Genomic DNA, 25,957 nt, shown 5'->3' with positions numbered 1-25,957 from the left:
GCAATGAGCGATTCGATCACGACCGACCGCGGACTGGCGGATCGGCAAGACGAACAGAAGACCGGCGGGCAAGCGCCTGCCACGCCCCAGGACGACAACAAGGCCACGCCGCCGGCACGCCGCAAACGCCTGATCGCGCTGCTCGGCGCTGCGGTCGTGCTCGCGGGCGCGGCCTACGGCGGGTACTATCTGACCGAGGGCCGATATCACGAAGTGACCGACGACGCGTACGTCAGCGGCAATCTCGTGCAACTGACGCCGCAGGTCACCGGCACCGTGATCGCCGTCAACACCGACGACACGCAGATCGTGAAGCAGGGCGACCCTGTCGTCACGCTCGATCCGGCCGATGCAAAACTGGCGCTTGCCGATGCCGAAGCGCAACTCGGCCAGACCGTGCGACGCGTGAGCGGCCTGTATGTCAACAACGACTTCTACGCGGCGAACGTCGCTCAGCGCGAAGCCGATCTGGGCCGCGCCCGCGACGACCTGCACCGCCGCGCGGCCGTCGCGGACACGGGCGCCGTGTCCGCCGAGGACATCGCACACGCCCGCGACGCGGTCAGCGTCGCACAGGCCGCGCTCGAAGCCGCGCGCCAGCAGGGTGAAGCCAACCATGCGCTGACCGATCGCACCACGGTCGAGCAGCATCCGGACGTGCAGGCCGCCGCCGCGAAAGTGCGGACCGCGTGGCTCGCCTATGCGCGCGATACGTTGCCGGCTCCGGTGACCGGCTACGTCGCGCAGCGCCGGGTTCAGGTCGGCCAGCGCGTCGCGCCCGGCACGCCGCTGATGGCGATCGTGCCGCTCGACGGCGTATGGGTCGACGCGAACTTCAAGGAAGTGCAGCTCAAGCACATGCGGATCGGCCAGCGGGTCACGCTGACATCGGACGTCTACGGTAGCGGCGCGCGATATCACGGGCGTATCGAGGGCTTTTCGGCCGGCACCGGCAGCGCGTTCGCGACACTGCCGGCGCAGAACGCCACCGGCAACTGGATCAAGATCGTGCAGCGGCTGCCGGTTCGCATCGCGCTCGACCCGGCCGAGCTGGCCGCGCATCCGCTGCGTATCGGCCTGTCGATGGCGGTCGACGCCGACACGCGCGACGAATCCGGTTCGCAGTTGGGCGCGGCGCAGAACACGCGTTATCGCACCGATGTTTTCGCGCACTACGATGCGCAGGCCGACGCCGAGATCGACAAGATCATCAAGCAAAACGAAATGATCTCCCGCGCGATGGCCGCGCAACCGCAATCGCCATCGCAATCGCAATCGCAATCGCAATCGCAATCGCAATCGCAACGCGTGGCGTCGCACGAACACAAGGCAAATGCGGGTTGAAGCGCGTCGAGCGCAGCCTGTCGCGACACAGCGTGAAGCGGCAGGTCACCGAGGCGGGGCTCAACGGCCGAGCGCCGCCTCGTCCTCGGCCAATGCCGTCGGTACGGCCTCGCGCAGGAAATCCACGAAAGTCCTGATTTTGGCGTCCAGATACTGGCGCGACGCATGGACCGTGAAGGCCGTCAGTTTCTGCAGCCGATACTGCGGCAGCACGCGCACCAGTGCGCCGCTGTCGAGCGAGGGCAGCGCGCTCGACATCGGCAGCGCTCCGATACCCACCCCTTCGCGCAGCGCGACACCGAGCGCGTCAGGAAGGTTGATTTCGACCGCCGCCTTCGGAAGCTCGACCGTTTCACGGCCGTTGGGTCCGTCCAGATGCCAGCGATCGCGCGGGAAAATCGACATAACGAACTGTAGGCAAGTGTGACCCCGAATGTCCTGTACCGTGTGCGGCGTACCGCGCGCGTGCAGATAAGCGGGCGCTGCACAGAGCACGCTGTGGACCTCTCCGAGCCGATGCGAAACGAGCCCCGAGTCGGGCAGCTGCGTCGCACTCAATCGAAGCATCAGGTCGTAGCCATCGTCGAGAAGATCCGGCGTGCCTGACGATAACGTCAGCTCGACCGACACGGCAGGATAGCGCTCCTGATACCGGACCGCTGCCGGCACCAGATAGGTCGTGCCAAAGCCTGGCGACGCATGCACGCGCAGCCGCCCCGAGGGTCTGACTTGCGCATTGGCTGCCTCGGCTTCGGCCTCGTCGACAGAGGTGAGTATCTGTTGGCAGCGGTCCAGATATCGCTCGCCCGCCTCGGTCAGCGCGAGGCGCCGGGTACTTCGGTGCAGCAGACGTGTGCGCAAATGCGTCTCGAGTTGCGCGACCGCCCGCGACGCGTTGGCTGTCGGAATGTTCAGGCGCGAGGCCGCTGCCGTGAAGCTTCCTTCTTCGGTGATGCGGACGAATATCCGCATCATGTTGAGCTTGTCCATTACAAATGCACGCGAACCTGTTCCGTAAATGTCCGTATCGCTTCTTCATTGCGCGACAGGAAAATCCATTGGCCGACTCGCTTCGGAACCAGAAGTCCCGCTTCGACGAGCACGGCGATATGCATTGATACCGTCGACTGGGCCAGACCGCTGCGCGCCTGGATGGCGTGCACGGGTACGCCGCGGCCATGGTTGACATAGGCGTTCGGAAAGGTCTCGGCGGGGGCTCTCAACCACGCGAGGATGTCACGCCGCAGCGGATTCGCGAGCGCTTTGTGAATCAGGTTCGTGTCGATCATCAATTGTTCCGTGCGCGCTTGGCGCTTCCTGCCGGCGGCGTCAGCAACGCCGTGGCGATCGTTCCCGCGGCATGTTCGCCGAGGTCTTCCCGCACCAGCGACAGGGCGAGATGGATGCCCGCACTCGCGCCGCCCGACGAGTACAGGTTGCCATCCTTCAGGCAGCCAGGATTCGACATCACATGGACCAGCGGATATTCGGCCGCGAGGCGGTCAGCGTCGCGCCAATGCGTGGTCAGCCAGCGGCGATCGGCGAGACCGGCTCTTGCAAGCAGAAACGCGCCGTTCGAAATGCAGGCGAGCCTGTGGGTCCTTGGTCCCGCATCGCTCAACCAGTCCACGAGTTTGCGATGCTCACGGGCAGAACCGACCACCGGGGAGCCAGGCACCACGACAATATCGAAGGGCGGGCGCGTATCGAACAGGCACTCGGTCGTACCCACGGCCGTCCCGTTCGACGAAAACACCGGCCCCGGCGACGGCCCGATCAGATGCGCCTCATAGAGGACGCCGCCATACAGGCGGTTGGCCTGATGAAACACATCCATCGGACCACTGACCTCGAGCAGCTGAAATCCCGCATAGAGCATCATCGCGACACGCATGCGCACTCAGCCGGTGAACGCTCGCGACACGAGCGCGGATTGTGTCGCCACATGCGCCGCATGCGATCCCGGCGCGGTCGATGCGCAAGCATCAGGTCCCGCGTACAGCAGCGTCGTGCCGGCAGGCAGAATCTCGCGTAGCAGCGGCTCGACGAAACTCCATGCGCCCTGATTGCGCGCTTGCTCCTGGCACCAGACCACGCTCTTCAGGTTCGGATAGCGAGCGAGCTCGGCGGCCAGTTGTTGCGCCGGAAACGGATAGAGCTGCTCGACGCGGATGATCGGGGTGTCGGTCATACCGGCGCTGCGGCGATGCGCGAGCAATTCGAAGTAGACCTTGCCGCTCGTCACGATCACACGCTCCACATCAGTCGCGCGCGACGCGTCGATCTGGGTGTCCGGCAGAACCTCGCGGAATTCGCCGTGACTCAACTCGTCGAACGTGCTGGTCGCTTCCGGGTGGCGCAGCAGCGACTTGGGCGTCATCACGACGAGCGGGCGCCGTTCAGAGGCGCGGGCCTGCATCAGCAGCAAATGGAACTGTTGCGCGGGCGTGGTCGGTTCCGCAACCCGCATATTGTTTTGGGCACTCAATTGCAGGTAGCGCTCGAGCCTCGCCGACGCGTGCTCGGGGCCCTGGCCTTCCTGCCCGTGAGGCAGGAACAGCGTCAGGCCGCTGTGTTGTGCCCACTTGGCCGCGCCCGCCGCGATGAACTGGTCGATCACGACCTGCGCGCCATTGGCGAAATCACCGAATTGCGCTTCCCAGATCACCAGCGCATTGCGATTCACCGTCGAATAGCCATACTCGAATGCCAGCACGGCGGCCTCGGAGAGAATCGAGTTCGTCACGGTGAACCGGCCTTGGGTTGCGCCGATATGATCGAGTGGAACATAGACCCCATCGGGACGATTTATCCGTGTCTGATCGTGCAGAACTGCGTGCCGGTGATTGAACGTCCCGCGTGCGCTGTCCTGCCCGCTCAGTCGGATACTGATCCCGGCCACGAGCAACGATGCGAATGCCAGATGTTCGCCCATGCCCCAGTCGAGCTGGCGTTTTCCGGATGCCATCTCCTGACGCCCGTTCATCATCTTCCTGACGAGCGGATGCAGCGTCAGGTCCGCGGGGACGGTCGAGATCCGCTGCGCGAGGCCGCGCAGATCGTCGGCCGACGGGACGAGGTGGCGAGCCGGGCCTGTTTGCGCGGCTGAGCGCGAGCGCCTGCCGGCTTCCTCGTGCAGCGGCGAAGCATAGGAACCCACGGTTTCATGCGCGCGCTCGAGAAGTTCACGACGCGTGCTGACGTAGCGTTGCGCCTCGTCGGCCGTCAGCACGCCTTGCTGGATCAGCCGGTTCGCGTAACGTGTCCTCACGCCTGGATGACTCGCGATCGAGCGATACATCAGCGGTTGAGTGATGGCGGGTGTGTCCTGTTCCTGATGCCCGTACTTGCGAAAGCAAACGAGATCGATGACTACGCTGCGTTTGAACGTGCTGCGATAGTCGAGGGCGAGCCGCGCCGCCATCGCGACCGCTTCGGGGTCGTCGCCATTGACGTGCAGGATCGGCGCCTCGATCATCTTCGCGACGTCCGTCGTATAGAACGACGAACGCGTGTCGCGCGGATCGGAAGTCGTAAAACCGATCTGGTTGTTGACGACGACGTGGACGGTGCCGCCCGTGCCGTGTCCGCGCGTGTAGGAAAGGCTCAGCGTTTCCATGACCACGCCCTGCCCACTCATCGCCGCGTCGCCGTGGATTTCGACCGGCAGCACGTCGTCGCCGTCGGCGCTGCCGGCGAGATCCGCCTTCGCGCGCGCCATGCCTTGCACTACCGGGTTGACGACTTCCAGATGCGACGGGTTGAACGCGAGCGTCACCTCGACCGGTCCGGCGTCGGTCTCGACCGAACTGGCAAAGCCCTTGTGATACTTGACATCGCCGGCCGTCAGTTTTTCGGCGTCCTTGCCGTCGAATTCGTCGAACAGCGCGCGCAGCGGCTTGCCGACGACATTCACGAGCACATTCAGGCGGCCGCGGTGCGCCATGCCCATCACGAGCGCGCGCAGCTTCTTCGACGCGCCATACCGGACCAGTTCGTCGAGCAGCACGATCAACGACTCGCCGCCTTCGAGCGAGAAGCGCGTTTGTCCGACATAGCGCGCGTGCAGGTGTTTTTCGAGCCCTTCGGCTGCGCTCAAACGCTCCAGCAGCCGCAGTTTCTCAGCGGCCTGCAGCGACGGCGTGGCGCGCGAGGATTCGAGCCGTAGCTGCCACCAGCGCCGCTGCTGCGCGTCGGCGAGGTGCATGAACTCGGCGCCGAGTGTGCCGGTGTACGTTTGCTCGAGCGCGGCAACGATATCCTTCAGCGTCGCGTCGTCCTCGAAGAGAAACGTGTCGGCGGTGCTGAACGTGGTCGACATGTCGGCGGCCGTCAGGCCGTAGTAGGCCGGCGTCAATTCGGCGTAGGAGCGTGGCGGCGTCCACGCCAGCGGGTCGAGATCGGCCACGCGCGTGCCGATCATCCGGAACGCGGCAATCAGCGTTTGCACCGCCACCTGCTTTCTCGCGAGGCCCAGCGCGTCGGCGGCCTCCTTGTTGGCCTGCTTATTGGGTTGCTTATTGGCCTGCTTATCGGGCTCGCTACCGGCTTCGTTGCTGGCCGCGACGACGGCACGCGGCGTTCGTTTAGCCAGATCGACGAAGCTGGAGATCACCGGTGCGTGCGGCTGGTCGTCACGATCGCTGCCATCGATGGCGGGGGTGTCGCGCAATGCGTCGAACCACGTCCGCCACTCGGCTGTGACCGCATTCGGGTCAGCCAGGTAAAGTTCATATTGCTCTTCGACGTAGGGGGCGTTGCCCCCGAACAGGAAAGAGCTCTGACGTTCCTTCAACATGATGAATCTGCCCTTGCTCGCTGTGCGGCCGTGAGCCGGCCGCAACATATGGAGTGACGACTATCGTTGCTTGTAGCCACCCACCGAACAGCCAGGCATCGACGCGCGTCACAAGCGCCGTCCTTGGCGGGAGACCTCCCGGCACGCCCGGTGATATCCCCAGTCGCAGTCGTGTAGACAGTCTAGTTAATCGATGCTGTGGCGGAAATGCGCGGATGGTGCGTTCGTCTGCCAACTAGTCCAAGTTTTGGGCCACGCGCGCAGTGCTGGCTTACCTCGTGTCGGGCATCGTTGCGGCGAGAGATTTGTTACGCCCAGACACAATAGTTTTTCCGGGCGCTGACGGCATCAGCGGCCGATGATGCGGTAAGCTGCGCCACGGCATCGCAAACATAGTTTCCACCATGAAGGTCACGGCATGAAAGTCGCCATTGTTGTATTCGATGGTGTGCAGGCGCTGGATGTAGCAGGCCCACTCGATGTGTTCGCCGAGGCGAACACGTTTCTTCCCGAGCATCAGCGCTACGAGGTCACGCTGGTCGGACGCGAAGCGGGCACCGTGACCTGTTCGAATGGCATGCAACTGGCTGTTTCGTTTGGCTATGCCGACCGTGACATTCAATGGGACCTGCTGCTTGTCGCGGGCGGACCTCAGTTGCCCGATGCGCAGCCGTCGAATGAATTCCTGACGTGGTTGCAGAATCAGGCGCGCAGCGCGAGCCGCTTCGGCTCCGTATGCAATGGTGCATTCGTGCTCGCGCACGCGGGGCTGCTCGATGGCAAGGAGGTCACGACGCACTGGTCGGACGCGAATCGGCTGTCCAATGAATTTCCGCAAGCTAACGTGCAGCCGGATAGGATCTTCGTTCGCGACGGACGGCTTTTCACGTCAGCCGGCGTGACCGCAGGCATCGATCTGTGTCTGGCGCTCGTCGCCGAGGACTGGGGGCACGAACTCGCGGTGCGGGTCGCGAAGCGTCTGGTCGTGTATATCCAGCGCGAAGGCGGGCAGTCGCAGTACAGCCCCTATATCGGCGCGGGCAAGGACGAAGATCCGATCCTCCACAAGGTCTATCGATATGTGAGCGAGCATATTACCGAGACGCTGTCGATCGAGGAGCTTGCGAGCGCGGCCTCGGTGAGCCGCCGCACGTTGTCGCGGGTATTCGCGAAGCACGCGAAGATGACGCCCTCGGTATTCGTCGAGCAGGTGCGCGTCGATACGGCGAGAAAACTGCTCGAGGATACCGATGCTCCGCTGAAGACGGTCGCGTTCAATTGTGGCTTTCACAACGCCACGCACATGCGCACGACATTCTCGCGGCGGCTCAACGTCACGCCGAAGCAATATCGGATGCGATTCCGAGGGGAGGCGAGTGCGCAACAGTGAATTCACCGCGGATCTGGCGGACGTGTCGTCGTTGACGAACGACGATTCGGCGCAATTGCTTCCCGACATTATTCAGCCCGGCTTGTCGATCCTCTTCTGCGGCATCAACCCGGGATTACGCGCGGCGTCGACAGGGCACCATTTTGAAGGCAGGGGCAACCGGTTCTGGAGAGTTCTCCATCTCGCCGATTTCACGGACGAGGTGTTTCGCCCCGAGAACGACCGGCAGTTGTTGAATTGTGGATATGGTCTGACCACGGCGGTCTTACGTCCCACGGCTCGTGCGGACCAACTGTCGAAGGTGGAGATTCAAGCCGCCGCGGCGCAGTTCGAACTGAAGATTCGACACTACGCGCCGCGCTTCATCGCGTTTCTTGGCAAGGTGGCGCTCGCCGAAATGTCCGGCCAGCGTGATATCGAATGGGGCTTGCAAGCCCGCGATTTCGCCGGTGCGCGCGCATGGGTCCTGCCAAACCCAAGCGGCCTGAACCGAACGTTCAGCCTCGATGCACTCGTGAGCGCCTATCGTGAGCTCCGGTTTGCGGCGGAGCCGGCGCTTCCCGACTAGACGGCGGTTGTCGCCATACGCGCGCGTTGCCGCCGTTGCAGCGCGCTAAGCCTCGTCTCACGCTTTTGCCCGAGCCCATGCGGGTCGGCCCGTGACGAACCACGATGGTTCGTCACGATGCACGCTTTTCCGCCCATGCCGCGCGCGCGGCGCACAGCCGGTCGACACAGCACGGCCTGGCCAATTTTCCGTACTGGATGGCCCAAAACCCGCCTAGCCGAAGCTTTAAGAAATCGCCCTGATCTCTGACAATTAAGCAATCGGTGAACAGCAACGAAGAGCGGTGAGCCGACAGCTGACTATCCACGTCGGGCAGTAGAGCTAACTAAACCAGAGCGGGTGAAACCTATGACGACTGAACCGGAAGCGCCGAGTATCCCGCGATCGCTGGAACGCAATCCTGTACGCGTGGTAGCGGCGCCGCCCCGGACGGCTCCTGCGCAGTTGGCTTTTACCAGGCGTATTGCGCTCGGGCTCGTCGGCATGCTGTTCGCGTCGTTGCTGGCGATCCTGAACGAGCAGGTCACCGCGGCCGCGCTGGCCGATATCCAGGGCGCGTTCCTGATCGGACATGACGACGGCACCTGGCTCACTTCGCTGTTCGAAGCAGCGAACGTCGCGACGATGGTGTTTGCGCCGTGGTTCGGCATCACGTTCACGCTGAAGCGGTTCACGATCGGCGCCGTACTCGCGACGATGTTCTTCGGCTTGCTGTGCCCGTTCGCCCCGAACCTGCCGACGCTGTACGTGTTGCGCATCCTGCAGGGAATCGCGGGCGGAAGTCTTCCGCCGATGCTGATCATCGTGGCGCTGCGCTATCTGCCGCCCAATCTCAAGCTGTATGGCCTCGCCGGCTATGCGCTGACAGCGACCTTCGGGCCGGCCCTCGGCACGCCGCTCGCCGCGTTGTGGACGGAGTTCGTCAGCTGGCGCATGGCGTTCTGGCAGATCGTTCCGCTCGGCGTGCTGTGCTGCATCGCCATTCAGCGGGGGCTTCCCGCGGACCCGATGAAGCTCGAGCGGTTTCGCTCGTTCGACTGGATCGGCTTCGTGACCGGATTTCCCGCCATCGCGATGCTGGTGATCGGTCTTTTGCAGGGCGATCGTCTCGACTGGTTCGATTCGGGGTTCATTCGCGTGATGTTCGGCGCGGGGGCGCCGCTGCTCGTTGCATTTCTCGTCAACGAATGGTGTCAGCCGGTGCCGTTTTTCAAGCTTCAACTGCTTGCGCGCAGGAATTTCACGCATGCACTATCGACCTTGCTCGGCACCGTGATCCTGCTGGTGGGCATGGCGGCAATACCGGCCCAGTATCTCGCGATAGTCCATACGTACCGCCCGCTGCAGACCGCGCCGCTGTCGTTGTTTCTGGCCGTGCCGCTGTTGATCACGCTGCCGCTGACGGCCGCTTTGCTGAACACGCGCCGCGCCGATCACCGCTGGGTAATCGCCACGGGTCTCGCGCTGATGTTCGTGACCTGCGCGATGGGAAGCTTCATCACGACCGAGTGGATTCGCGACAATTTCTACCTGCTGCAATCGTTGCAGATCGTCGCGCAGCCGATGGTGATCATGTCGATCCTGATGGGCGTGACGACGGGGCTGCCGCCCACCGAGGGTCCGTTTGCTTCGGCGATGTTCAATTCCCTGAAGACGTTTTCCGCGGCGGTGGCGAGCGGGCTCATCGAAAGTGTGGGGACCGCGCGCGAGCATTTCCATTCGAGCATGCTGGTCGACCAGTTGGGCAACCGCCCACTGATGGCGAACCAGGGCGTCGGCGCGGACTACGGTCTGGGTCAGCTCGCGCACCGGATCCACGAACAGGCGGTCGTTCTGACTTCCGCCGATCTGTACCGCGTGATGGCGTGTGTCGCCGTTGCGCTTCTTCTGCTGGTTCCAGTGCTGCCGGTGCGCATCTATCCGCCGTGGAGCACGACGCCGCCTGCTTCGCATTGAGGAACGATTCCCATGTCATCGACTATGCCATCCCCATTGAAGATCTTTCGTGCTGCCGCGGTCATCGGCGTCGTCGGCCTCGCCGCATGGGGCTGTACGAGGCTGCTCGCGAGCCCGAATACCGAGTCCACCAACGACGCCTACGTCACCGCAGACTTCACGCTCGTCGCGCCGCGCGTCCCGGGCCAGATCACGGACGTACTGGTCAACGACAACGAGGACGTGAAAGCGGGCCAACTGCTCGTGCGCATCGATGACCGCGACTTTCGCGCGGCGTTGATGAGCGCCGAGGCGGAAGTGGTCGCGGCGAAGGCGTCGGTGGCGAACTTCGATGCGGAGATTACGCGGCAGCCGTCACTGGTCGAGCAGGCGCGCGCGACGCTGCGCGCCGACGACGCATCGACCGGTTTTGCGCGGGCCAACGCGTCGCGCTACCAGAATCTGTCCGACGCCGGCGCGGGGACGGCGCAGGAACAACAACGCGCTTCGAGCACGCTCGCTCAGCAGCTTGCGCAGCAGTCGCACGACCAGGCGGCTTTGCTGGCCACCGAGCAGAATCTGGACGTGCTGCGCACGCAGCGCGACAAGGCCGCGGGCGCGCTGGAACACGCCGAGGCGGTGCTCGAGCAGGCGAAGCTCAACCTCTCGTACACGGAGATACGCGCGCCCGTCGACGGCAAAGTCGGCCGCCGTTCGGCGCGGGTCGGCGCATTCGTGACGCCCGGCGCACCGGTCCTGGCGATCGTGCCGCTGTCGGACGCGTACGTGGTCGCCAACTTCCAGGAGAGCCAGATCAGCAATATGCGACCGGGCGAAAGCGTACGCGTGACGGTGGATAGCCTGGCCGGCGTAGTGATCCGCGGCCGTGTCGATAGCCTCGCGCCGGCGACCGGCGTCAGCTTTGCGCCGATCGCGCCCGACAACGCCACCGGCAACTTCACGAAGGTCGTGCAGCGGGTGCCCGTCAAGATCACGATCGATCGCGGCCAGGCGAGTGCATCGGCATTGAGTGTGGGCCTCTCGGTCGAAGCGGACGTCGTGGTGGGCCACAGTGGCGAAGCGACGGCCGAGGGAGCGGAAAAAGAATGAACACGAGCCAATACTCTGCGCGCGCGATCGTCGCGGCGCTTCTGACCTGTGTCGCGCTGACGGCGTGCACGGTGGGTCCGGATTTCGTACGTCCACAGACGGCCACGCCGCAGGTCTTCGAGCGCACGCAAACCGCGCAGTCGCCGAGCCGGGCGATGGAAGCCCAGTTCGGTCCGGATTGGTGGACGCTGTTCAACGATCCGGTACTGAACCAGTTGGAAAAGCAACTGGCCGACGCCAACCTCGACGTGGCCGCGGCCTCCGCGCGTTTGCTGCAAAGCCGGGCCGAGCGGCGCGTTGCCGGCGCCGCCGAATACCCGACGCTCGACGGCGCCGCCTCGTACAACCGCGAACGCGGCAGCGAAAACGGCATCCTGTCGCTGCTCGGCGTCACGCCGACGCAAAGTCAGCCGCAATCGGCTTCCGGCAGCGCGCCGCTCGGCGTGGCCCCGTTGCCGGGCTCGGCGGGCTCGCCCGCCTATAACCTGTATCAGGCCGGGTTCGATGCGTCGTGGGAGATCGATCTGTGGGGGCACGTGCGACGCAGCGTCGAAGCGGCGAGCGCGCTGTCCCAGGCCTCGTACGAGGACCGCAACGCGGTGCTGTTGAGCGCGCGCGCGGAACTGGCGCGCGACTATATCGAGCTGCGCCACACGCAGGATCTGCTGCAGATCGCGACACAGAACCTCGACATCGCCAACGATGTGCTGAAGCTCACGCGGGTTCGCGCGCATGAAGGCGTCACGACCGATCTCGACGTGTCGAACGCTGCCGCGCAGGTGGAAAACATCGAAAGCCTGATTCCGACGCTGGAGTCGCACTGCGAGACCACCATCAACGCGATCGGGCTGCTGCTCGGGCAGGAACCCGGTGCGCTGCGGCAGACGCTTGCCGAACCGCGCGAGGTGCCGGTGCTGCCCGCGCAGGTGCCGATCGGCTTTCCGTCCGAGCTCGTGCAGCGCCGGCCCGATATCCGCAAGGCGGAGGCGGACCTGCATGCTGCAACCGCGACCGTCGGCGTCGCGAAGGCCGATTTCTATCCACGCATCACGCTGAACGGCAGCGCGGGGTTTCAGAGTCTTCAATTGTCGAATCTCGCCAGTTGGGCGTCCGGGCAGTTCGTCGTTGGGCCTTCGATTTCGTTGCCGATATTCGAGGGAGGCCGTCTGAAGGGCACGCTTGAACTGCGTGAAGCACAACAACAGGAAGCCGCAATCGTCTACCGGCAGACGGTGCTACGCGCGTGGCGGGAAGTCGACGATTCGCTCGTCACCTACGACGCCGAACAACGCCGCCGCGATCGGCTCGCCACGGCCGTCAGCATGAACGAGCGCGCGCTAGCCGTTGCGCGGGAACGCTACAAGGCGGGCGCGCTCGACTATCTCGACGTGCTGAACGTGCAGCGGCAATTGCTCGAAGCGCAGAGCAATCTGCAGAAGAGCAAAGCCACCGCCGCGACCAATCTGATCACGCTCTGTAAAGCGCTCGGAGGGGGATGGGAGTCGACCTACGGCGGATAACGGGCAACGGGCCGCTCGCCGTTCAAAACTGGAACCCGGATCGCGGCATGTCGCTGCGAATACCGGAGCGAACGAACAACAAGGAGCTGGTCATGCGCGACTCAACCCACTTAGCCGATAGTGCCGCCACGCCCGCATTCGCATCGCGCGGCAAGATCGTCATGATGGCGATCATCGCCGGCGCGGTGATCACCAACATTTACTGCACGCAGCCGATCCTGCCGCTGATCGCCGCGGGTCTGCGCGTCGACGTGACGACCGTCGATCTCGTCGCCGCCGCGGCACTGCTCGGTTTTTCGAGCGGGCTCGCGTTGCTGTTGCCGCTCGGCGACCGGTTCGATCGCCGCAAGCTCGTGCTGATCCAGATCGCGCTCGCCTGCGTGTTCGGCGTCGCCGCGGCCGTCGCGCCCGGCATCTGGGCGCTCGTCGCGGCGTCGTTCGGCCTCGGCATCGTGAGCTGCGTTCCGCAGCAGCTGGTGCCGTTCGCCGCCGTGATGTCGTTGCCAAGCGAGCGCGGGCGTAACGTCGGCACCGTCGTGAGCGGGATCATGGTCGGCATCCTGAGCGGCCGTACCATCGCCGGCGTGATCGGTACGGCGTATGGATGGCGCGCGGTGTACGTCGCCGAAGCGGCCTTCATGGTGCCGGTCTGGATCGCGGCCGCGGCCCTGCTGCCGCGCGGCGTGCCGTCGACGAATCTCTCCTATGGGCGCCTGCTCGCTTCGCTGTGGCCGCTCGCGAGGGACAATCGGCCGATCCGGGAATCGATGCTGATCCAGGCCTTGCTGTGGGCCTGCTTCAATGCGTTCTGGGTCAATCTCGCCGCGCTTCTCGCGAGCGGACCGTGGCATCTCGGCAGTGCATGGGCAGGCGGCTTCGGCGTGATCGGCGCGGCCGGCGCGTTCGCCGCTTCACTCGGCGGCAATGCGACCGATCGCATCGGATTCCGCAAGGTGATCGGCGCTAGTATCGGCATCGTCACGCTCGCGTATCTGCTGCTGTCGGGCGCGGCGAACTCGCTGACGCTGTTGATCGTGGGCGTGATCGTGCTCGATATCGGCGTGCAGTCCGGTCTCGTATCGAACCAGACCCGCGCGTTCGCGGTCGATCCGAAAGCGCAGGGCCGCATCAATAGTCTTTATATGACGGCCACCTTTTTCGGCGGTGCGCTCGGTGCGACGGTCAGCGGCTGGTTGATGACACGCTATTGCTGGACGGGCATCGTCGCGTTCGGTATCGCGCTCGGCATTCTCGCCGCCGCGATTCACTGGATCGGCACGCCTCGCGGGACGGTGGTCGAGGTTCAGGCGAGCCGGGATTGATCGCGAGCCGCCGCCTGGTTCGAACGTTGCTGACTGGGGAGGTGAAACATGAAGTTCTCGATGAAAACTGAAATCCGTGCAGATGATGTGACCAAGCTCGAGCATGCGATGAAATCGGTCGATCCCGACGCGAAAGTCGAGGTCGACGTTGGCACGCAAAGCGTGAGCGTCGACTCGTGGCTGATGCCCGAGGAGTTTCTCGTCGCGTTCTACGACGACAACTACGAAGTGGCCGTCGAGGAGTGGTGACTCCAACGACGCCCGCGCGCGGATCGCGGCGGGCGGATCGCTGACGCCAGGCATGGGCCGCGGCGCGATTGCCGCCGCCATCCGAAGCCGCTTCGTCGTAACCGACCGCCGCGCCGACGAATCGCTCGCTGAACTGGAACAGAAACTCAGGGCGTTCATCGAATTCGCCGGACCGGCGTTCCTCGAAGTCATGATCGACCAGAACGCCGATGTGTTTCCCATGGTCGGGCCGGGACAAAGCTATGCGGAGATGATCACCGGGCCTTTCATCCCGTCTCGCGATCAGCGGGAGGCTGGCGGCAAGCACGTTTGGAGGCGTTTCGAGGCCCGCGCCGCCAAGCGGGAAGGGCGTGCGTCACGCCTGGCGCGCGTCGATCAGGCGGGCAGGATTTCGGCGATGACGACGATCACGACAGCGGCGTCGGCGGGACCCTGGCTATGCGAGAACGCTGAACGCGCATGTCCCGCTTTGTCGCCGAGCACGGCGGCGAACAGATCCGAAGCGCCGTCGACCACGGCAGGCTGCCCGTAGAATCCATCGGCGGAACTGACGTGCCCCTCGACGCGAACGATGTGATGCAGGCGCTCGAAACCGCCGAGATGACGCGAGATCTGCGCGAGTACGTTGAGCGCCGCGAGTTGGGCAGCCTTGCGGCCCTCTTCGAGCGTCAGGTTCTCGCCGACACGCCCGGAATAGACCATTTTGCCGTCGGACAGCGGCACCTGTCCCGAGATGAAAAGCAGGTTTCCGGCTTCGCTGACAGCCGTATAGCTGCCCAGCGGCTGCGGAGGCGAGGGCAGTTCGAGACCGAGTTCTGCGAGTTTCTGTTGGACGGACATGGTGGGCTCCTTGAGTGTGGCGTCGAGCGCGCGAATCAGATCATGCGCGCAATGTGCGGACACCCGCACTGACGATCAATCGCGTCATGGGTGCGGGTGTGGATCGGCTTGCCGGGCGAGTGCGGGTGACGCCAGACCATTTACTGGCCTGCGCTCTGGCCGCCGTCCACATGCAGGATCTCGCCGGTCACGAACGGTGCGGAGTCGAGATAGAGGATCGCATTGACGATGTCGCTCATGTCGCCCATGCGCCCGACCGGGTGCATCCCGGCGAGCGTCGCGTGTGATTCGGCGGGATGCATCGGCGACTTGATGATGCCGGGCGACACCGCGTTGGCGCGGATACCGGCGCGCGCATATTCGATGGCGAGCGAACGCGTCGCGGCATTCAGGCCGCCCTTCGTCAACGACGCGAGCACCGACGGAACCTTGCTGTTCGCCTTTTCGGCGAGCGTCGTGGTAATGCTGACCACGTGACCGCTGCCGTGCTTCTGCATCGCGTCGATCGCGTACTGGGTAATGTAAAAGAAGCCGTTCAGGTTGACGTTCAGGATCGCCGCGTAGTCTTCGGCGGTGTACTGCGTGAACGGCTTCGCGATGAAGATTCCCGCGTTGTTGACGAGCGTATCGACACGTCCGAAGTGCTCGACGGCAGCGTCGACGACGCGGCGGGCGCTAGCGGCGTCGCCGATGTCGCCGGCCACGGCGACATAGTCGGCCTCGACGGCCGGTGCGATGGAACGAGCCGTGGCGACGACACGATGCCCCTGCGCGCGGAAGGCTTTGACGGTTTCAGCGCCGATGCCTTGCGATGCGCCGGTGACGATGACGACTTTGGAAGTGCTCATGGTTTGTCTCACAGTGTGATTGATCCGGCCTGCTGGCCGTTCGAATCGATGGACCCGATGGAGGGCACTGTAGGCGCATCCGCCGCGAATTCGAACACACACCGTGGACAAAGAGTCTTGCGCCACGAGAACAAATCTCGTGGAACCGTGCGGCTAGAGCCAGCGCCAGATGCCCGCGGGCCAACCGGAGAGCGGGATATGCGCCCAGGTCGCGACGAGCCAGAAAACGACGCCGCCCGCCAGCGCGTGCATGCCGAACCCACCCAGCCGCGCGCGGTTGGCGGCGATCGCCGCGAACGGCAGATAGCTCGTCTTCGATTCCCATGCGGGCCACAGATCGGGTTGCAGCCGCCGTTTCTTGCGGTCCTGTAGCGCGGCACCGACCAGCGCGAGGATGATGATCGCCCCGGCAAGCACGATGTTCCGGGTGACCGGGAACACGGCGATATGGCACAGTCCCCAAAGCGCGAACGACCACATCATCGGGTGACGGGTCACTGCGTACACGCCGCGCGCCGCGTCGGGAAACGCGGTGGGCCGGCCGCCGGTGGGCAACGCCGGGTTGCGGATCAGGGAGCCCATCAGAAGGATCGACGCGATCAGCATGAGCACGGTCACAACCGCCCACAGCGCATTGCCTGCCGGCCATAGCGGCGCGGAGACGGGCGTCCTGTCGTAAGCCACGACCATCCAGCCGAACGTCAGTATCGCAATCAGCGAATAGACGCCCATCGCACCCCGTTCGCCGATTGCCCGGACCATACCCGCCCGCAGCGGATGGGACAGGAGAAAGTGGCTGCCGACAAAAGCGAATGCCGCCACGACGAGTGTGTCGATGCTTTCCATTGGCCCGGCTCCTCAAGTCAGATGATCGGTCGACCGCGTGCATTGCGAGAATACTACTTCGCGCGCCAACAAATGCAGCGATCGCTTCGCGAGTTTCGATTGCCGCGCGCCGCAAAACCTTGATTGGCAGTGTCGTCGTCGCAATGGCCGGGACACTCGCCATCGCATCGATCGCAAGCGGGGCAATGGGCCGCCAACCATCCCCGGCGCGTCGAAGTGAACAACCGTCTTGCCAACCAGAACAATCGCATCCGTCGAGAGGTTCAGGATGGGCAAATGTCGAGAGGCGAGGCTCGTAGTCTGCATAGCGTCAACGCATCCGAGTATTAGGGACGCCAAACGATTGCGACTGAATCAATGCTCCGGGAACGCAGCTGGTGCTATCTCGAGCGCGGTCGAGCCGCTTGCACAGGGCCGTTCGCGTCTGGTCGACAAGATGCCGGCCGATTTCCTGCATGCCGGTCTGATTCCGCTGATCCGCGTTATGAAGCAGCCGATCGAGAAGCACCGCCGTGAGCGTTGCCGCGTCGGCGAAGGTCCAGTCCGACTTGCCGAACCGCAGGTTGGTCATTATGAGACTGCCGGTTTCGTACCGTTTGGCGATTGTGTGAAGCGCGGAAGCTCTCTAGCCGCTGTTGCGGCGGATGGCGGGCGCGCGTGGTGCGGTCTTCCGCAAGCGGCGAAGAGCGGCCCCTTGGCGGCGGAGTTCAGGTCTGCGTTGAAATTTGACTCGCACAACAACTCGTCGCAAGGCGTAGCGGCGGGTAGAGCCGTTAGGCGGCAACGGACCTAGAAGGCATTGTCGACCGGTTCTGGTGCGCCGCCGTTGGCGACAGAGCGGTATCCTGCCTCGACGACAGCGATCGCATGCTCGGCCTCCCGCAACCCTGCAACGGGAGGACAACCATTCGCCAGATCGGCCCAGCTGCGCTTTAAGAACACCGAATAAAACTCGTCCGTGTTGTACTCCACCTTCGTGGCGCGCCCTTGCTGTTGGCCCCGCGCTTTGATGTAAAGCTGGTCGGCATAACCCCGGACGTAGGAGGAGGTATGCGAGATGGAAAACGCGAAGTCTCGCTGATCCTCCGCTGTTGATGGATACAGGTAACCCGTTTCAACCACGCCGATTTGTCCCGCAGCGTTTCGGCACGTGAACACGGCTTGCTCCTCGACGGTCACATCATGTCGATACGTTCGCATCTGCGCCGAGACGTGGGTGATGGGGCTGTTTGTGAGGGATGAGATCAGGTCAATGAAATGCCCCTGACATTCAACATGGACCCTCCACCTGCGTGCCGTTTATCCAGCATCCAGCTGCACCCGCCGCGCTCATACCGAGCTATCGGGCCAACGATGAACCTGAACGCGAGATGCTGGAATCCCTCCGGCGTAAATCCATTCGCGGGCAAAAGACGGGCAGCCAGATCGCTCACGCGCATGATGAAGGGAACACTGACGTACACGCCGTGCTTCTCCGAGAGTTGCCGGACCCGGCGGACCTCCGGGAGATTGAGCCCGCAAGGCTTCTCGATGAGAAACGGAATGCCGCGGGTAATCAGCCGCTCGGCGAGTTCCGCCGTCTCCGAGTGGCGCTTGCCGTGGGGCTCAAGCGGGGTGTTCAGTTTCATCACTCGTCTCCGTTTTGATTGACTTTCCGGTGTTGGTTGTCTATGGTGTGTAACACCGTTCCATTAAGAATCATGTTGCGTCAATTATGAGAGTTGTCAAGGGTGCAGTTGATCGGTCGCTACAGGCGATCGAGTTGCTCGCACGTGAGGCGCGCTGGATGCGCATCTCCGATATCGCCGCCGAACTCGGGCTGGAGAAGGGCCCCGCGCATCGCGTACTCGCGCAACTGTGCGAGCAGGGCTGGGCGGAACAGGATGAACAGACCTCCCAGTACCGTCTGACCTTGAAGCTGTCCCTGCTCGGTCAGCGGTACCTGCATGGGCTTGGTCTGCCGGGTCTGGTGCAGCCGATCCTCGATGAGGTCGCGGGTCAGTGCCGCGAGCTGGTCCGGCTGACGGTGGTCAACGAAGGAACACTCGCGTGGCTGGCAGCGTCCCAGGGCGCGGCACCGGGCCTGATGTATTCGCCGTCCATGCATAGTCCCATCGTCTTGCATGCCACATCGGTTGGCAAGGCGTGGCTGGCTGGAATGCCGAACGACCAGGCGATCGAATACGCCCTGCGTGGTGGACTCGGAAAAGCGTCCGCCGCGGGCGCATGGACGCCGAAGGCCATTACCAGCGTCGAGCAGCTGATTCCGGAGTTGGAGCGGACCAGGCAGCGTGGCTATGGCCTTGTCGTCGAAGAGGCCGAGCCGGGTGTCGTCGCATTGGCGGTGCTGGTGCGCGCGCTGCCTGACGGTGCGGTGGTCGGCACCATGAGCATTGCCGGGCCGGTCACACGGCTTCAGCCGGAGCGTTACGAGGCCTTTTACGCGCTATTGCAGCAAGCGTCCGCGAAGCTGGGTGCCGTATGGCCGCGCCAGAGCGTCGGTGCGGATGTGAGTGAGGCGGCATGAACGCGCCGGGCGCAGCTCAGGCTCTCGAGCGACTCGGGCAATACTCGTGTCCGACGACGCCAAAAGGGTTCACCCATATTCGCAGACTTACAACCGGGAATCGGCTTGAACGATAGTCTTGGGCCCCAAGGCCGCCGACATTCAATGATCGCACCGGAGTTCATTTCGGACTGCGGAGCGGACGCTTCCATTCGTCCCGCAAGGAGCGGGGCGGGCTGGCGTAATTGCCATCCAGGTACTCCGGGTCGTCGCGGACCATCTCGGTGAGCATGCGGCGCAGCATCCAGTTGCGGCCCGACATCTCGGTCGGTTGCGACGCCATTGGCACCAGCGCGTCCATGAAGTCCGGATATCGCGCCGCCCAGATCCACGCGTGCATGCCGCCCATCGAGTTGCCGATCAGCAGGCGCAAGTGCCTGATGCCCAGGCCCTCGGTCAGGAGCCTGTACTGCGCGAGCACCATGTCGTCGTAGTTGTAAGCCGGGAACCGCGTGCGCAGCCCGTCCGACGGCCTGGACGATCCGCCGGCTCCAATTCCGTCCGGGAGGACGATGAAATAATTGTTGGCATCAAGCGGCTGTCCGGGCCCGAACAGCTCTCCCGCGAACGCGGGCGTCAGCATGCTGGCGCCTGTGCCCGTCGTGCCGTGCAGGACCAGGACCGGCTCGCCGGACGGGTCGCCGATGGTTCGGTAGTGTAGCCGCACCTCCGGCATCACCTCCCCGGTGTGGAAACGGAAGTCTCGCGCGATCCAGTCGCCTTCCTTCGGTGCAGGATAATCGGCCAAATTGCAACATCTCGTTAGCGGCATAGGCGTGCGACGCAATCCGATGGCCTGGATTACCCGGAAATCGGTTCAAGAGTCTGAAGCGCACCCCCCTGCCGAGCAGAAGCGTAGGCCGCATCCATGACCTGCATCATCGCCTCGGCGTCGCGCAAGGACGCGATCGGCCTTGCACCTGTGCGGCATTCACCAAGCACTCGCTTGACGAACAGTGGGTAGTAAATGTCGGTCTCTAACTGGAGACGGCGACTGCGAGTGCCGGCGGCAAGATTGTTCCGGTCCCGAATCTCGATCCGGTCGGGGCCCGATTTTGCGTACATGCGATCGGATGAAAGGGTGAAGGAGAATTCGCGCTGCTCGTCTTGAGTACTGGGAAAGCTGTATCCGGTCTCCACGAGCCCGATCACGCCGTCTTCGGTTTGCATTGTCAGCAACGAGTAGTCCTCGACGGCGCCTCGATGCGTTCGGGAGTTCATGGTGGCGGAGACTCGCGCGACTTCTTTGCCGGTCAGTAATCTGAAGAGATCGATGAAGTGGGTTGCGACATTGATCGTGGATCCGCCTCCGGAAAACACAGGATCGAGTGCCCAACCTGCGCCTGCAGCTTCGTAACGACCAGGCGCACCTACAATGAAACGGAAAGACATGTAGTTAAAGTCCGACGGTATGCAATCCTCCGCATCTTCCAGTGCGCCGAGCAACTCGCTCATCCGGAAGATCAACGGTACGGCGCAATAAAGATTGGCTTCCTCGGTCAGTTTGCGCAGCCGCGTGACCTGCGACATGTTTACGCCGCAGGGTTTCTCCAGCGCGAACGGAATTTTTCGTTCGATCACCGCCTCCGCGAGCGTCGGCATTTCGGAATGCCGCCCAAACACAAACGCGAAATCGACATCCTCGCGCTCGAGCAACTCATACGCCGACGAGTACAACGTGCTCCCAAAGCGCGCGGCAATTGCCTGTCCTTTTACTTGCTCCGCATCTGAAACGGCTACCACCTGGATACTGGGCGCCTCAAGCGCATCGAGATAGAGTGGGACATGCCAATGGCTGGCCTCCAGCAATGCGACTTTCATGCGTGTTCTCCCTTCGCACCGTCGACGAATCGACTCCGTGCTTGCGCGATGCGCGCATTAAAGCTGGCCGCACATACCAATGTGGAAACGTTGAAACTGTTCATCGCATCTTCCCTCCATTCAAACTGGTAAAACTGTCGATTCCGGGCACTTTCCCAGAGGCGTTAGGGCATTAACGACTTGCGTTCGTTGCAGGCGCGAAAAGCACGCCGTCGTCTGGTGCTGACCTGCCAGCAAGGTGGTAATCGAACCCAAGGAAGCGTAGGGCATGCACTGCCTGCCCTTCATGCATCGGCCCCCCGTCCTGGGTACGACAGCCGCGCGCATGCGCGGCGCGGCGAAGCTGCGTCGGCTCTGGCGCATTGATGATGTCTACGACGATGGTGCCGGGTGCGAGCCGCTCGGGATTTACCGGCATGGCGTCATTCGCGTTCATGCCGAGCGGTGTGGCATTGATCACGACTTCGAAACCGTGCGGGTCGGGAGGTCCGGAATGCGTGATGCAACCGGTTTCGGCAGCAACGGATTCCGCGAGCTCGCCAGCCCGCTGCTCGTCGACGTCGAATATGGTTAACGTTCGGGCGCCCGCCGCCGCGACTGCAAATGCGATAGCCCTGCCCGCGCCTCCGGCACCGACGAGAAGAACGGACTTATTCGCCGGTTGATTGCCTTCCCATTGCATGCCAAGCACACAGCCCACGCCATCGAATATGGCGCCGACCCAGCGTCCATCTTCGTTGCAACGTATCACGTTGAGTGCGCCGACCCTGGAAGCAGTGGGATGGAGTTCGTCGACAAAATCCAGCATCCGTTGCTTATGAGGCATTGTGACCAGCAGGCCGGAAAGATTGCGTAACGCTCGTGCGCCGGCGACGAATGCGGACAGGTCTTCCGCCTTGACCCAAAACGGAACGCAGACCGCGTCCGCGCGCTGTTCGATAAAAAGCTGGTTCAGCAGTTGCGGCGACCTGGCTGCCGTCAGCGGATCGCCCACTAACCCGTAAAGTCGCGTTCTTCCCGTGATATGTGGATGCATTGCGGCCTCATGTCCGATGTTGACGGAAGGTGCAGTCATAGCTTACTGCTCACTTCCAGGGTGCCGGGGCTTCGGCGAGATCCCATGTTCCGTAGACAGCGGGCTCGTTAATCTCGATGACTTCAAGGTCATCGGAGCGCCAGATCACATTGTGCGGAACGCCGGCGGGTTGCGAGAGGTCGTCCCCGGCGTTGAGAGTCACATCGCCCTCGACGCCGGCGAAACGGAACGTCACCGATCCGCGCAGCACATACAGATAGTGCGCAGTCATGTCGTGCCAATGCCAGCCCGTGGCATCGGTGAACGGGGTCAGCGCGCGAATGTGCTTGGCGCCGATGCGACCGTTGGTCACCGCGGCGAGTCCGAGGTCGCGATACTCGGAGTCCGCGCGCAGCCCTTCCTTGTTCCAGACCGCTGCGGATGCGCTCACACGTGCGAACGGAGTCAGGGATTGCGCGAGTTCGCGCGGGCCATCGTAACGTGGCGTACCTTGGTTGTGCATGTGTCTTTCTCCTGTGTGGCATCAGATATTGGCGAGTGCCGCGGCCGCGTGTTCCTGCCCGGCTCGTCCGAACAGCGTAAGTTGCGCCGGGCGGTCGCTGCCGATATGGCCCTTGCTTTCGGCTACGAGCGCAGTTGGTTCGTCAGATCCTGTGAGCCGGCTGTTCCGGTCGCCTCACGCAACATCTCGGCGCGCAGACGATCGTATTCGCCTTTGGGTACAGGGACCCCGTTGCGGTCGCCGAGATCGTGGAGCCGGACCCGGTACGTCTCGCGCGTGGTAAAGGCGGCGATCGCGGCCACGACACAGATGCCGAATGTCAGGGCTCCGATCTTCAGTGGAATATCGGCGGAGCCGGGGGGCGCGACCGCGACGAAGAATGCCGGGAGCAGCGCGGAAAGCGTCGTCCCGACGTTCTGCCCGATGGCCATCCCGGACACGCGCACGCGCGTGTGGAACAGTTCGGAGAACAGGCTCGGGAATACGCCGTTGAAGCCCTGATAGGCGATGCCCCACATGAGCACCGAGAGAACCATCGCCAGCCACACGTTATGGATGCTGATAGCGTACAGATACACGAACGAGAGCAGTCCGGCGCTGAGGGTGCCGACAAGGACTGGCGGCCTGCGACCAATCCTGTCTGAGAGGTTGCCGACGAAGGGAATCAGGATCACTGCGCAGATATTGCCCAGAACAGGGATCCACAGATACATGCCGGGAGGGAAGCCGATGCCGTACGCCGGCTGAACCGCGTAGGCGGTGCCGAAGACCGCGGCGACAAGGGCGATGACGGCGGTAAGCGCCATGCAGACCACGCGCACGACATCGTCCCAGCTCTGCCGGAGCACTTCGACGACTGGCGAGGCGGGAATTTCGCCGTGCACGCGCTCCTCGGCGAACGCCGGGGTCTCATCGACTTTGCGGCGAATGACGTAGCCCGCGATGAGAACGACGATGCTGAGCAGGAACGGAATCCGCCAGCCCCAGGAGGCGAACTGGTCCCTGGGCATGAAATGCGCGAGAGGCAGGAAGATCGCTGCCGCCATGAGCTGTCCGGCCTGCACCCCCTGGAGGGTAAAGCTCGCGAAGTAGCCGCGCCGGCCGAACGGTGCGTGCTCGAGAATCATTGAACTGGCGCCGGAGAGCTCCCCGGCGACCGCGAAGCCCTGGATGAGGCGAAGAACCACGAGCAGCACCGGCGCCCAGATGCCGACCTGCTTATAGGTTGGCAGGACCCCGACGGCCATCGTTGAAAAGCCCATGAGGAACATGCAGAGGAGCAGCACCGTCTTGCGGCCGTGGCGGTCGCCCCAGTGGCCGAGGACGACGGCGCCCACCGGGCGGGCGATATAGCCGACACCGAAGGTTGCCAGTGAGGCGATGATGGCGACCGTTGGATTATCAGACGGAAAGAAGAGCTGCGGGAACACCAGCGACGCCGCAGTCGCGTAAATGAAGAAGTCGTAGTACTCCAGCGCCGAGCCGATCCAGCCGCTGGCCGCGGCGATCTTCGACTGGCGCTTGCCGTGAGGCTTAGCCCGGGTGTTCCGATTCATGCTTGTCTCCATCGTGATTGACTTTCCGGTGCTGTTTGTCTATTGTTGTAACACAGTTCCATTAAGAATCATGTTACGTCAATTATGAGAGTTGTCAAGGGAGCAGTTGACCGGTCGCTGCAGGCGATCGAGTTGCTGGCAAGAGAGGCGCGGTGGATGCGTATGTCTGACATCGCCGGGGAGCTCGAGCTGGAAAAAGGGCCCGCCCACCGCGTACTCGCGCAACTGTGCGAGCAGGGCTGGGCGGAACAGGATGAACAGACCTCCCAGTACCGTCTGACCTTGAAGCTGTCTTTGCTCGGTCAGCGGTACCTGCATGGGCTTGGTCTGCCGGGTCTGGTGCAGCCGATCCTCGATGAGGTCGCGGGTCAGTGCCGCGAGCTGGTCCGGCTGACGGTGGTCAACGAAGGAACACTCGCGTGGCTGGCAGCGTCCCAGGGCGCGGCACCGGGCCTGATGTATTCGCCGTCCATGCATAGTCCCATCGTCTTGCATGCCACATCGGTTGGCAAGGCGTGGCTGGCTGGAATGCCGAACGACCAGGCGATCGAATACGCCCTGCGTGGTGGACTCGGAAAAGCGTCCGCCGCGGGCGCATGGACGCCGAAGGCCATTACCAGCGTCGAGCAGCTGATTCCGGAGTTGGAGCGGACCAGGCAGCGTGGCTATGGCCTTGTCGTCGAAGAGGCCGAGCCGGGTGTCGTCGCATTGGCGGTGCTGGTGCGTGCGCGGCCTGACGGTGCGGTGGTCGGCACCATGAGCATTGCCGGGCCGGTCACACGGGTTCAGCCGGAGCGTTACGAGGCCTTTTACGCGCTATTGCAGCAAGCGTCCGCGAAGCTGGGTGCCGTATGGCCGCGCCAGAGCGTCTGTGCGCATGCGAGCGAGGCGGCATGAACGCGCCGGGCGCAGCTCAGGCTCTCGAGCGACTCACCGCGCTGGATGAGCAGGCAGCACGCCTTCTCGTCACGGCGCGCCAGCGAGGCACGTTCGCGGAGCGCCTTCCCGTCGAACTGCGTCCCCAAAATCTGGATGAGGGTTTCGCAATCCAGCAACAGGTGGGCGATCAGCTCGGTTGGCAGGCCGGCGCCTGGAAATGCGCGCTGCCGCCGGCGGGCAAACTCATCGCTGCGCCAATCTATGACGCCGTTATCCATCGAGGCGCCCAATGCTGCACTCGCGCCGGGCTTGCGCAGTCTTCTGTAAGGGCAGAACCCGAACTCGCCTGTTTGCTGGCTCGCGATCTGCCGCCACGGCGCGAAGCCTATGGCGAAACCGAGGTGCTCGACGCACTGGGGAATGTTCACCTCGCGCTCGAACTGCTGGGCAGTCGCTATGCGCATCCAGAATCGCTGACGTTTCCTGAATTGCTTGCAGACGGTCTGTTCAACGCCGGTCTTGTCATGGGGCCACGCGTTCAATTGCGCGATGGCGCGACGCCGGCCGATCTCCCGGTCGAATTCACCGTCAGTCTGACTCGCGCCGGACACGACACGATCAGTTTTGCTGGCCGCCACCCTGATCGCAGCGTGCTCGCGCCGATCGTGTGGCTCGTCAATTTTCTCCGCGTCCGCGGCCTTGGATTGCATGCCGGCCAGGCGGTGATCACGGGCTCTTACGCGGGCGTGCTCGAGTTGCCGATCGGCAGTGAGTTGCATATCGGCTTCGGTGATCTCGGCACGTTGCCGATACTTTTTTTGTCTTGA

At 63.6% G+C, this 25,957-nt stretch carries 25 protein-coding genes and 2 pseudogenes; 12 read left to right on the top strand and 15 right to left on the bottom strand.

The features are described from left to right. Positions 1 to 3: 3 nt before the first annotated feature. A complete protein-coding gene (locus HWY30_RS05965) occupies positions 4 to 1,344 on the top strand; it encodes an HlyD/EmrA/EmrK family protein (protein WP_090805118.1) in 1,341 nt (446 codons plus the stop codon). A gap of 60 nt (positions 1,345 to 1,404) precedes the next feature. Here the strand turns inward: HWY30_RS05965 and HWY30_RS05960 are convergent, their stop codons facing one another. From HWY30_RS05960 to HWY30_RS05945, 4 genes are read right to left on the bottom strand one after another with little or no spacing between them, the layout of a single operon-like run. After that, the gene (locus tag HWY30_RS05960; protein ID WP_090805115.1) at positions 1,405 to 2,334 is read right to left on the bottom strand and encodes a LysR family transcriptional regulator; all 930 of its coding nucleotides are present in this window, start codon (positions 2,332 to 2,334) and stop codon (positions 1,405 to 1,407) included. After that, positions 2,334 to 2,633: an ArsR/SmtB family transcription factor gene (locus HWY30_RS05955; RefSeq protein ID WP_090805114.1), complete on the bottom strand. Its 300-nt coding sequence runs from the start codon at positions 2,631 to 2,633 to the stop codon at positions 2,334 to 2,336. Before HWY30_RS05955 ends, HWY30_RS05960 begins: the two co-directional genes overlap by 1 nt. Further along, positions 2,633 to 3,238 (bottom strand): AraC family transcriptional regulator, encoded by a 606-nt coding sequence (locus HWY30_RS05950; protein WP_090805111.1) that lies wholly within the window; start codon positions 3,236 to 3,238, stop codon positions 2,633 to 2,635. The genes HWY30_RS05955 and HWY30_RS05950 overlap by 1 nt, the downstream gene beginning before the upstream one ends. A 6-nt stretch (positions 3,239 to 3,244) precedes the next feature. Next, the gene (locus HWY30_RS05945) at positions 3,245 to 6,142 is read right to left on the bottom strand and encodes a 2-oxoglutarate dehydrogenase E1 component (RefSeq protein WP_090805109.1); all 2,898 of its coding nucleotides are present in this window, start codon (positions 6,140 to 6,142) and stop codon (positions 3,245 to 3,247) included. A 418-nt stretch (positions 6,143 to 6,560) separates the two neighbouring features. Here HWY30_RS05945 and HWY30_RS05940 point away from each other — a divergent pair, with 418 nt between their 5' ends. The 8 genes and pseudogenes from HWY30_RS05940 to HWY30_RS42880 all read left to right on the top strand — a co-directional run. Then, complete coding sequence (locus HWY30_RS05940) at positions 6,561 to 7,532, top strand: GlxA family transcriptional regulator (protein WP_090805106.1); 972 nt, start codon at positions 6,561 to 6,563, stop codon at positions 7,530 to 7,532. Continuing rightward, complete coding sequence (gene mug, locus HWY30_RS05935) at positions 7,519 to 8,100, top strand: G/U mismatch-specific DNA glycosylase (protein WP_090805103.1); 582 nt, start codon at positions 7,519 to 7,521, stop codon at positions 8,098 to 8,100. Before HWY30_RS05940 ends, mug begins: the two co-directional genes overlap by 14 nt. Before the next feature lie 483 nt (positions 8,101 to 8,583). After that, positions 8,584 to 10,056 carry an MFS transporter gene (locus HWY30_RS05930; RefSeq protein WP_244144810.1) on the top strand — a complete coding sequence of 491 codons (1,473 nt, stop codon included), beginning with the start codon at positions 8,584 to 8,586 and terminating at the stop codon, positions 10,054 to 10,056. A 12-nt stretch (positions 10,057 to 10,068) separates the two neighbouring features. Continuing rightward, positions 10,069 to 11,145, top strand: a complete 1,077-nt coding sequence (locus tag HWY30_RS05925; protein WP_090805101.1) for an HlyD family secretion protein — start codon at positions 10,069 to 10,071, stop codon at positions 11,143 to 11,145. Then, positions 11,142 to 12,665: an efflux transporter outer membrane subunit gene (locus tag HWY30_RS05920; RefSeq protein WP_090805098.1), complete on the top strand. Its 1,524-nt coding sequence runs from the start codon at positions 11,142 to 11,144 to the stop codon at positions 12,663 to 12,665. Before HWY30_RS05925 ends, HWY30_RS05920 begins: the two co-directional genes overlap by 4 nt. A gap of 92 nt (positions 12,666 to 12,757) precedes the next feature. Beyond that, positions 12,758 to 13,987 carry an MFS transporter gene (locus tag HWY30_RS05915; protein WP_090805793.1) on the top strand — a complete coding sequence of 410 codons (1,230 nt, stop codon included), beginning with the start codon at positions 12,758 to 12,760 and terminating at the stop codon, positions 13,985 to 13,987. A 48-nt stretch (positions 13,988 to 14,035) separates the two neighbouring features. Further along, the gene (locus tag HWY30_RS05910; protein ID WP_090805095.1) at positions 14,036 to 14,236 is read left to right on the top strand and encodes a hypothetical protein; all 201 of its coding nucleotides are present in this window, start codon (positions 14,036 to 14,038) and stop codon (positions 14,234 to 14,236) included. 121 nt (positions 14,237 to 14,357) lie between these two features. Then, positions 14,358 to 14,543 (top strand): annotated as a pseudogene (locus HWY30_RS42880) (biosynthetic-type acetolactate synthase large subunit); the annotation flags it as partial. 68 nt (positions 14,544 to 14,611) lie between these two features. Here the strand turns inward: HWY30_RS42880 and HWY30_RS05905 are convergent. From HWY30_RS05905 to HWY30_RS05880, 6 genes and pseudogenes are all read right to left on the bottom strand, one after another. Then, positions 14,612 to 15,076 (bottom strand): RidA family protein, encoded by a 465-nt coding sequence (locus HWY30_RS05905; RefSeq protein ID WP_090805791.1) that lies wholly within the window; start codon positions 15,074 to 15,076, stop codon positions 14,612 to 14,614. 140 nt (positions 15,077 to 15,216) lie between these two features. After that, the gene (locus HWY30_RS05900; protein WP_090805093.1) at positions 15,217 to 15,924 is read right to left on the bottom strand and encodes an SDR family NAD(P)-dependent oxidoreductase; all 708 of its coding nucleotides are present in this window, start codon (positions 15,922 to 15,924) and stop codon (positions 15,217 to 15,219) included. Between the two features lie 153 nt (positions 15,925 to 16,077). Continuing rightward, positions 16,078 to 16,770 (bottom strand): NnrU family protein, encoded by a 693-nt coding sequence (locus HWY30_RS05895; protein ID WP_090805090.1) that lies wholly within the window; start codon positions 16,768 to 16,770, stop codon positions 16,078 to 16,080. Between the two features lie 478 nt (positions 16,771 to 17,248). Further along, a pseudogene (locus HWY30_RS05890) lies at positions 17,249 to 17,380 on the bottom strand (ATP-binding protein); the annotation flags it as partial. Positions 17,381 to 17,559: 179 nt separating this feature from the next. Continuing rightward, a complete protein-coding gene (locus HWY30_RS05885) occupies positions 17,560 to 17,970 on the bottom strand; it encodes a hypothetical protein (protein WP_425199357.1) in 411 nt (136 codons plus the stop codon). A 44-nt stretch (positions 17,971 to 18,014) separates the two neighbouring features. Then, positions 18,015 to 18,398 (bottom strand): Gfo/Idh/MocA family oxidoreductase, encoded by a 384-nt coding sequence (locus tag HWY30_RS05880; protein ID WP_090805085.1) that lies wholly within the window; start codon positions 18,396 to 18,398, stop codon positions 18,015 to 18,017. Positions 18,399 to 18,484: 86 nt separating this feature from the next. Here HWY30_RS05880 and HWY30_RS05875 point away from each other — a divergent pair, with 86 nt between their 5' ends. Next, on the top strand, positions 18,485 to 19,297 hold the full coding sequence (locus tag HWY30_RS05875) for an IclR family transcriptional regulator (protein ID WP_090805082.1): 813 nt from the start codon (positions 18,485 to 18,487) through the stop codon (positions 19,295 to 19,297). Positions 19,298 to 19,457: 160 nt separating this feature from the next. Here HWY30_RS05875 and HWY30_RS05870 read toward each other — a convergent pair whose 3' ends face one another. The 5 genes from HWY30_RS05870 to HWY30_RS05850 all read right to left on the bottom strand — a co-directional run bounded on the left by HWY30_RS05870 (position 19,458) and on the right by HWY30_RS05850 (position 24,251). Then, positions 19,458 to 20,108, bottom strand: coding sequence for an alpha/beta fold hydrolase (locus HWY30_RS05870; RefSeq protein WP_341809926.1), 651 nt, complete (start codon positions 20,106 to 20,108; stop codon positions 19,458 to 19,460). Positions 20,109 to 20,137: 29 nt separating this feature from the next. After that, on the bottom strand, positions 20,138 to 21,157 hold the full coding sequence (locus HWY30_RS05865; RefSeq protein WP_090805080.1) for a Gfo/Idh/MocA family protein: 1,020 nt from the start codon (positions 21,155 to 21,157) through the stop codon (positions 20,138 to 20,140). A 172-nt stretch (positions 21,158 to 21,329) separates the two neighbouring features. Beyond that, a complete protein-coding gene (locus tag HWY30_RS05860; RefSeq protein ID WP_244144800.1) occupies positions 21,330 to 22,232 on the bottom strand; it encodes a shikimate dehydrogenase family protein in 903 nt (300 codons plus the stop codon). A gap of 10 nt (positions 22,233 to 22,242) precedes the next feature. After that, a complete protein-coding gene (locus HWY30_RS05855; protein WP_244144799.1) occupies positions 22,243 to 22,623 on the bottom strand; it encodes a cupin domain-containing protein in 381 nt (126 codons plus the stop codon). 194 nt (positions 22,624 to 22,817) lie between these two features. Beyond that, entirely contained in the window at positions 22,818 to 24,251 is a 1,434-nt protein-coding gene (locus tag HWY30_RS05850) for an MFS transporter (RefSeq protein ID WP_090805071.1), read from the bottom strand. 84 nt (positions 24,252 to 24,335) lie between these two features. Between HWY30_RS05850 and HWY30_RS05845 the strand changes: the two genes are divergently transcribed. Further along, positions 24,336 to 25,148: an IclR family transcriptional regulator gene (locus HWY30_RS05845; protein WP_090805068.1), complete on the top strand. Its 813-nt coding sequence runs from the start codon at positions 24,336 to 24,338 to the stop codon at positions 25,146 to 25,148. Next, positions 25,145 to 25,957 (top strand): 2-keto-4-pentenoate hydratase, encoded by an 813-nt coding sequence (locus HWY30_RS05840; RefSeq protein ID WP_090805790.1) that lies wholly within the window; start codon positions 25,145 to 25,147, stop codon positions 25,955 to 25,957. The genes HWY30_RS05845 and HWY30_RS05840 overlap by 4 nt, the downstream gene beginning before the upstream one ends.

This window comes from Paraburkholderia tuberum STM678 (genome assembly GCF_902833905.1).
GTDB classification, from domain to species: Bacteria; Pseudomonadota; Gammaproteobacteria; order Burkholderiales; family Burkholderiaceae; genus Paraburkholderia; species Paraburkholderia tuberum.
The sequence above is the reverse complement of the archived record's forward strand: the minus strand, read 5'-3'. Positions and strand labels throughout refer to the sequence as shown.

Excerpts from the sequence above, each read along its gene's own strand:
- HWY30_RS05885 (WP_425199357.1), bottom strand. The coding sequence starts at position 17,970 with ATGCGAACGTATCGACATGATGTGACCGTCGAGGAGCAAGCCGTGTTC.
- HWY30_RS05955 (WP_090805114.1), bottom strand. The coding sequence starts at position 2,633 with ATGATCGACACGAACCTGATTCACAAAGCGCTCGCGAATCCGCTGCGG.
- HWY30_RS05845 (WP_090805068.1), top strand. The coding sequence starts at position 24,336 with ATGAGAGTTGTCAAGGGAGCAGTTGACCGGTCGCTGCAGGCGATCGAG.
- HWY30_RS05940 (WP_090805106.1), top strand. The coding sequence starts at position 6,561 with ATGAAAGTCGCCATTGTTGTATTCGATGGTGTGCAGGCGCTGGATGTA.
- HWY30_RS05875 (WP_090805082.1), top strand. The coding sequence starts at position 18,485 with ATGAGAGTTGTCAAGGGTGCAGTTGATCGGTCGCTACAGGCGATCGAG.
- HWY30_RS05900 (WP_090805093.1), bottom strand. The coding sequence starts at position 15,924 with ATGAGCACTTCCAAAGTCGTCATCGTCACCGGCGCATCGCAAGGCATC.
- HWY30_RS05870 (WP_341809926.1), bottom strand. The coding sequence starts at position 20,108 with ATGCCGCTAACGAGATGTTGCAATTTGGCCGATTATCCTGCACCGAAG.
- HWY30_RS05920 (WP_090805098.1), top strand. The coding sequence starts at position 11,142 with ATGAACACGAGCCAATACTCTGCGCGCGCGATCGTCGCGGCGCTTCTG.
- HWY30_RS05860 (WP_244144800.1), bottom strand. The coding sequence starts at position 22,232 with ATGACTGCACCTTCCGTCAACATCGGACATGAGGCCGCAATGCATCCA.
- HWY30_RS05905 (WP_090805791.1), bottom strand. The coding sequence starts at position 15,076 with ATGTCCGTCCAACAGAAACTCGCAGAACTCGGTCTCGAACTGCCCTCG.
- HWY30_RS05925 (WP_090805101.1), top strand. The coding sequence starts at position 10,069 with ATGTCATCGACTATGCCATCCCCATTGAAGATCTTTCGTGCTGCCGCG.
- HWY30_RS05960 (WP_090805115.1), bottom strand. The coding sequence starts at position 2,334 with ATGGACAAGCTCAACATGATGCGGATATTCGTCCGCATCACCGAAGAA.
- HWY30_RS05915 (WP_090805793.1), top strand. The coding sequence starts at position 12,758 with ATGCGCGACTCAACCCACTTAGCCGATAGTGCCGCCACGCCCGCATTC.
- HWY30_RS05910 (WP_090805095.1), top strand. The coding sequence starts at position 14,036 with ATGAAGTTCTCGATGAAAACTGAAATCCGTGCAGATGATGTGACCAAG.
- HWY30_RS05880 (WP_090805085.1), bottom strand. The coding sequence starts at position 18,398 with ATGAAACTGAACACCCCGCTTGAGCCCCACGGCAAGCGCCACTCGGAG.
- HWY30_RS05895 (WP_090805090.1), bottom strand. The coding sequence starts at position 16,770 with ATGGAAAGCATCGACACACTCGTCGTGGCGGCATTCGCTTTTGTCGGC.
- HWY30_RS05930 (WP_244144810.1), top strand. The coding sequence starts at position 8,584 with ATGCTGTTCGCGTCGTTGCTGGCGATCCTGAACGAGCAGGTCACCGCG.
- HWY30_RS05865 (WP_090805080.1), bottom strand. The coding sequence starts at position 21,157 with ATGAAAGTCGCATTGCTGGAGGCCAGCCATTGGCATGTCCCACTCTAT.
- HWY30_RS05840 (WP_090805790.1), top strand. The coding sequence starts at position 25,145 with ATGAACGCGCCGGGCGCAGCTCAGGCTCTCGAGCGACTCACCGCGCTG.
- HWY30_RS05850 (WP_090805071.1), bottom strand. The coding sequence starts at position 24,251 with ATGAATCGGAACACCCGGGCTAAGCCTCACGGCAAGCGCCAGTCGAAG.
- HWY30_RS05945 (WP_090805109.1), bottom strand. The coding sequence starts at position 6,142 with ATGTTGAAGGAACGTCAGAGCTCTTTCCTGTTCGGGGGCAACGCCCCC.
- HWY30_RS05965 (WP_090805118.1), top strand. The coding sequence starts at position 4 with ATGAGCGATTCGATCACGACCGACCGCGGACTGGCGGATCGGCAAGAC.
- HWY30_RS05950 (WP_090805111.1), bottom strand. The coding sequence starts at position 3,238 with ATGCGTGTCGCGATGATGCTCTATGCGGGATTTCAGCTGCTCGAGGTC.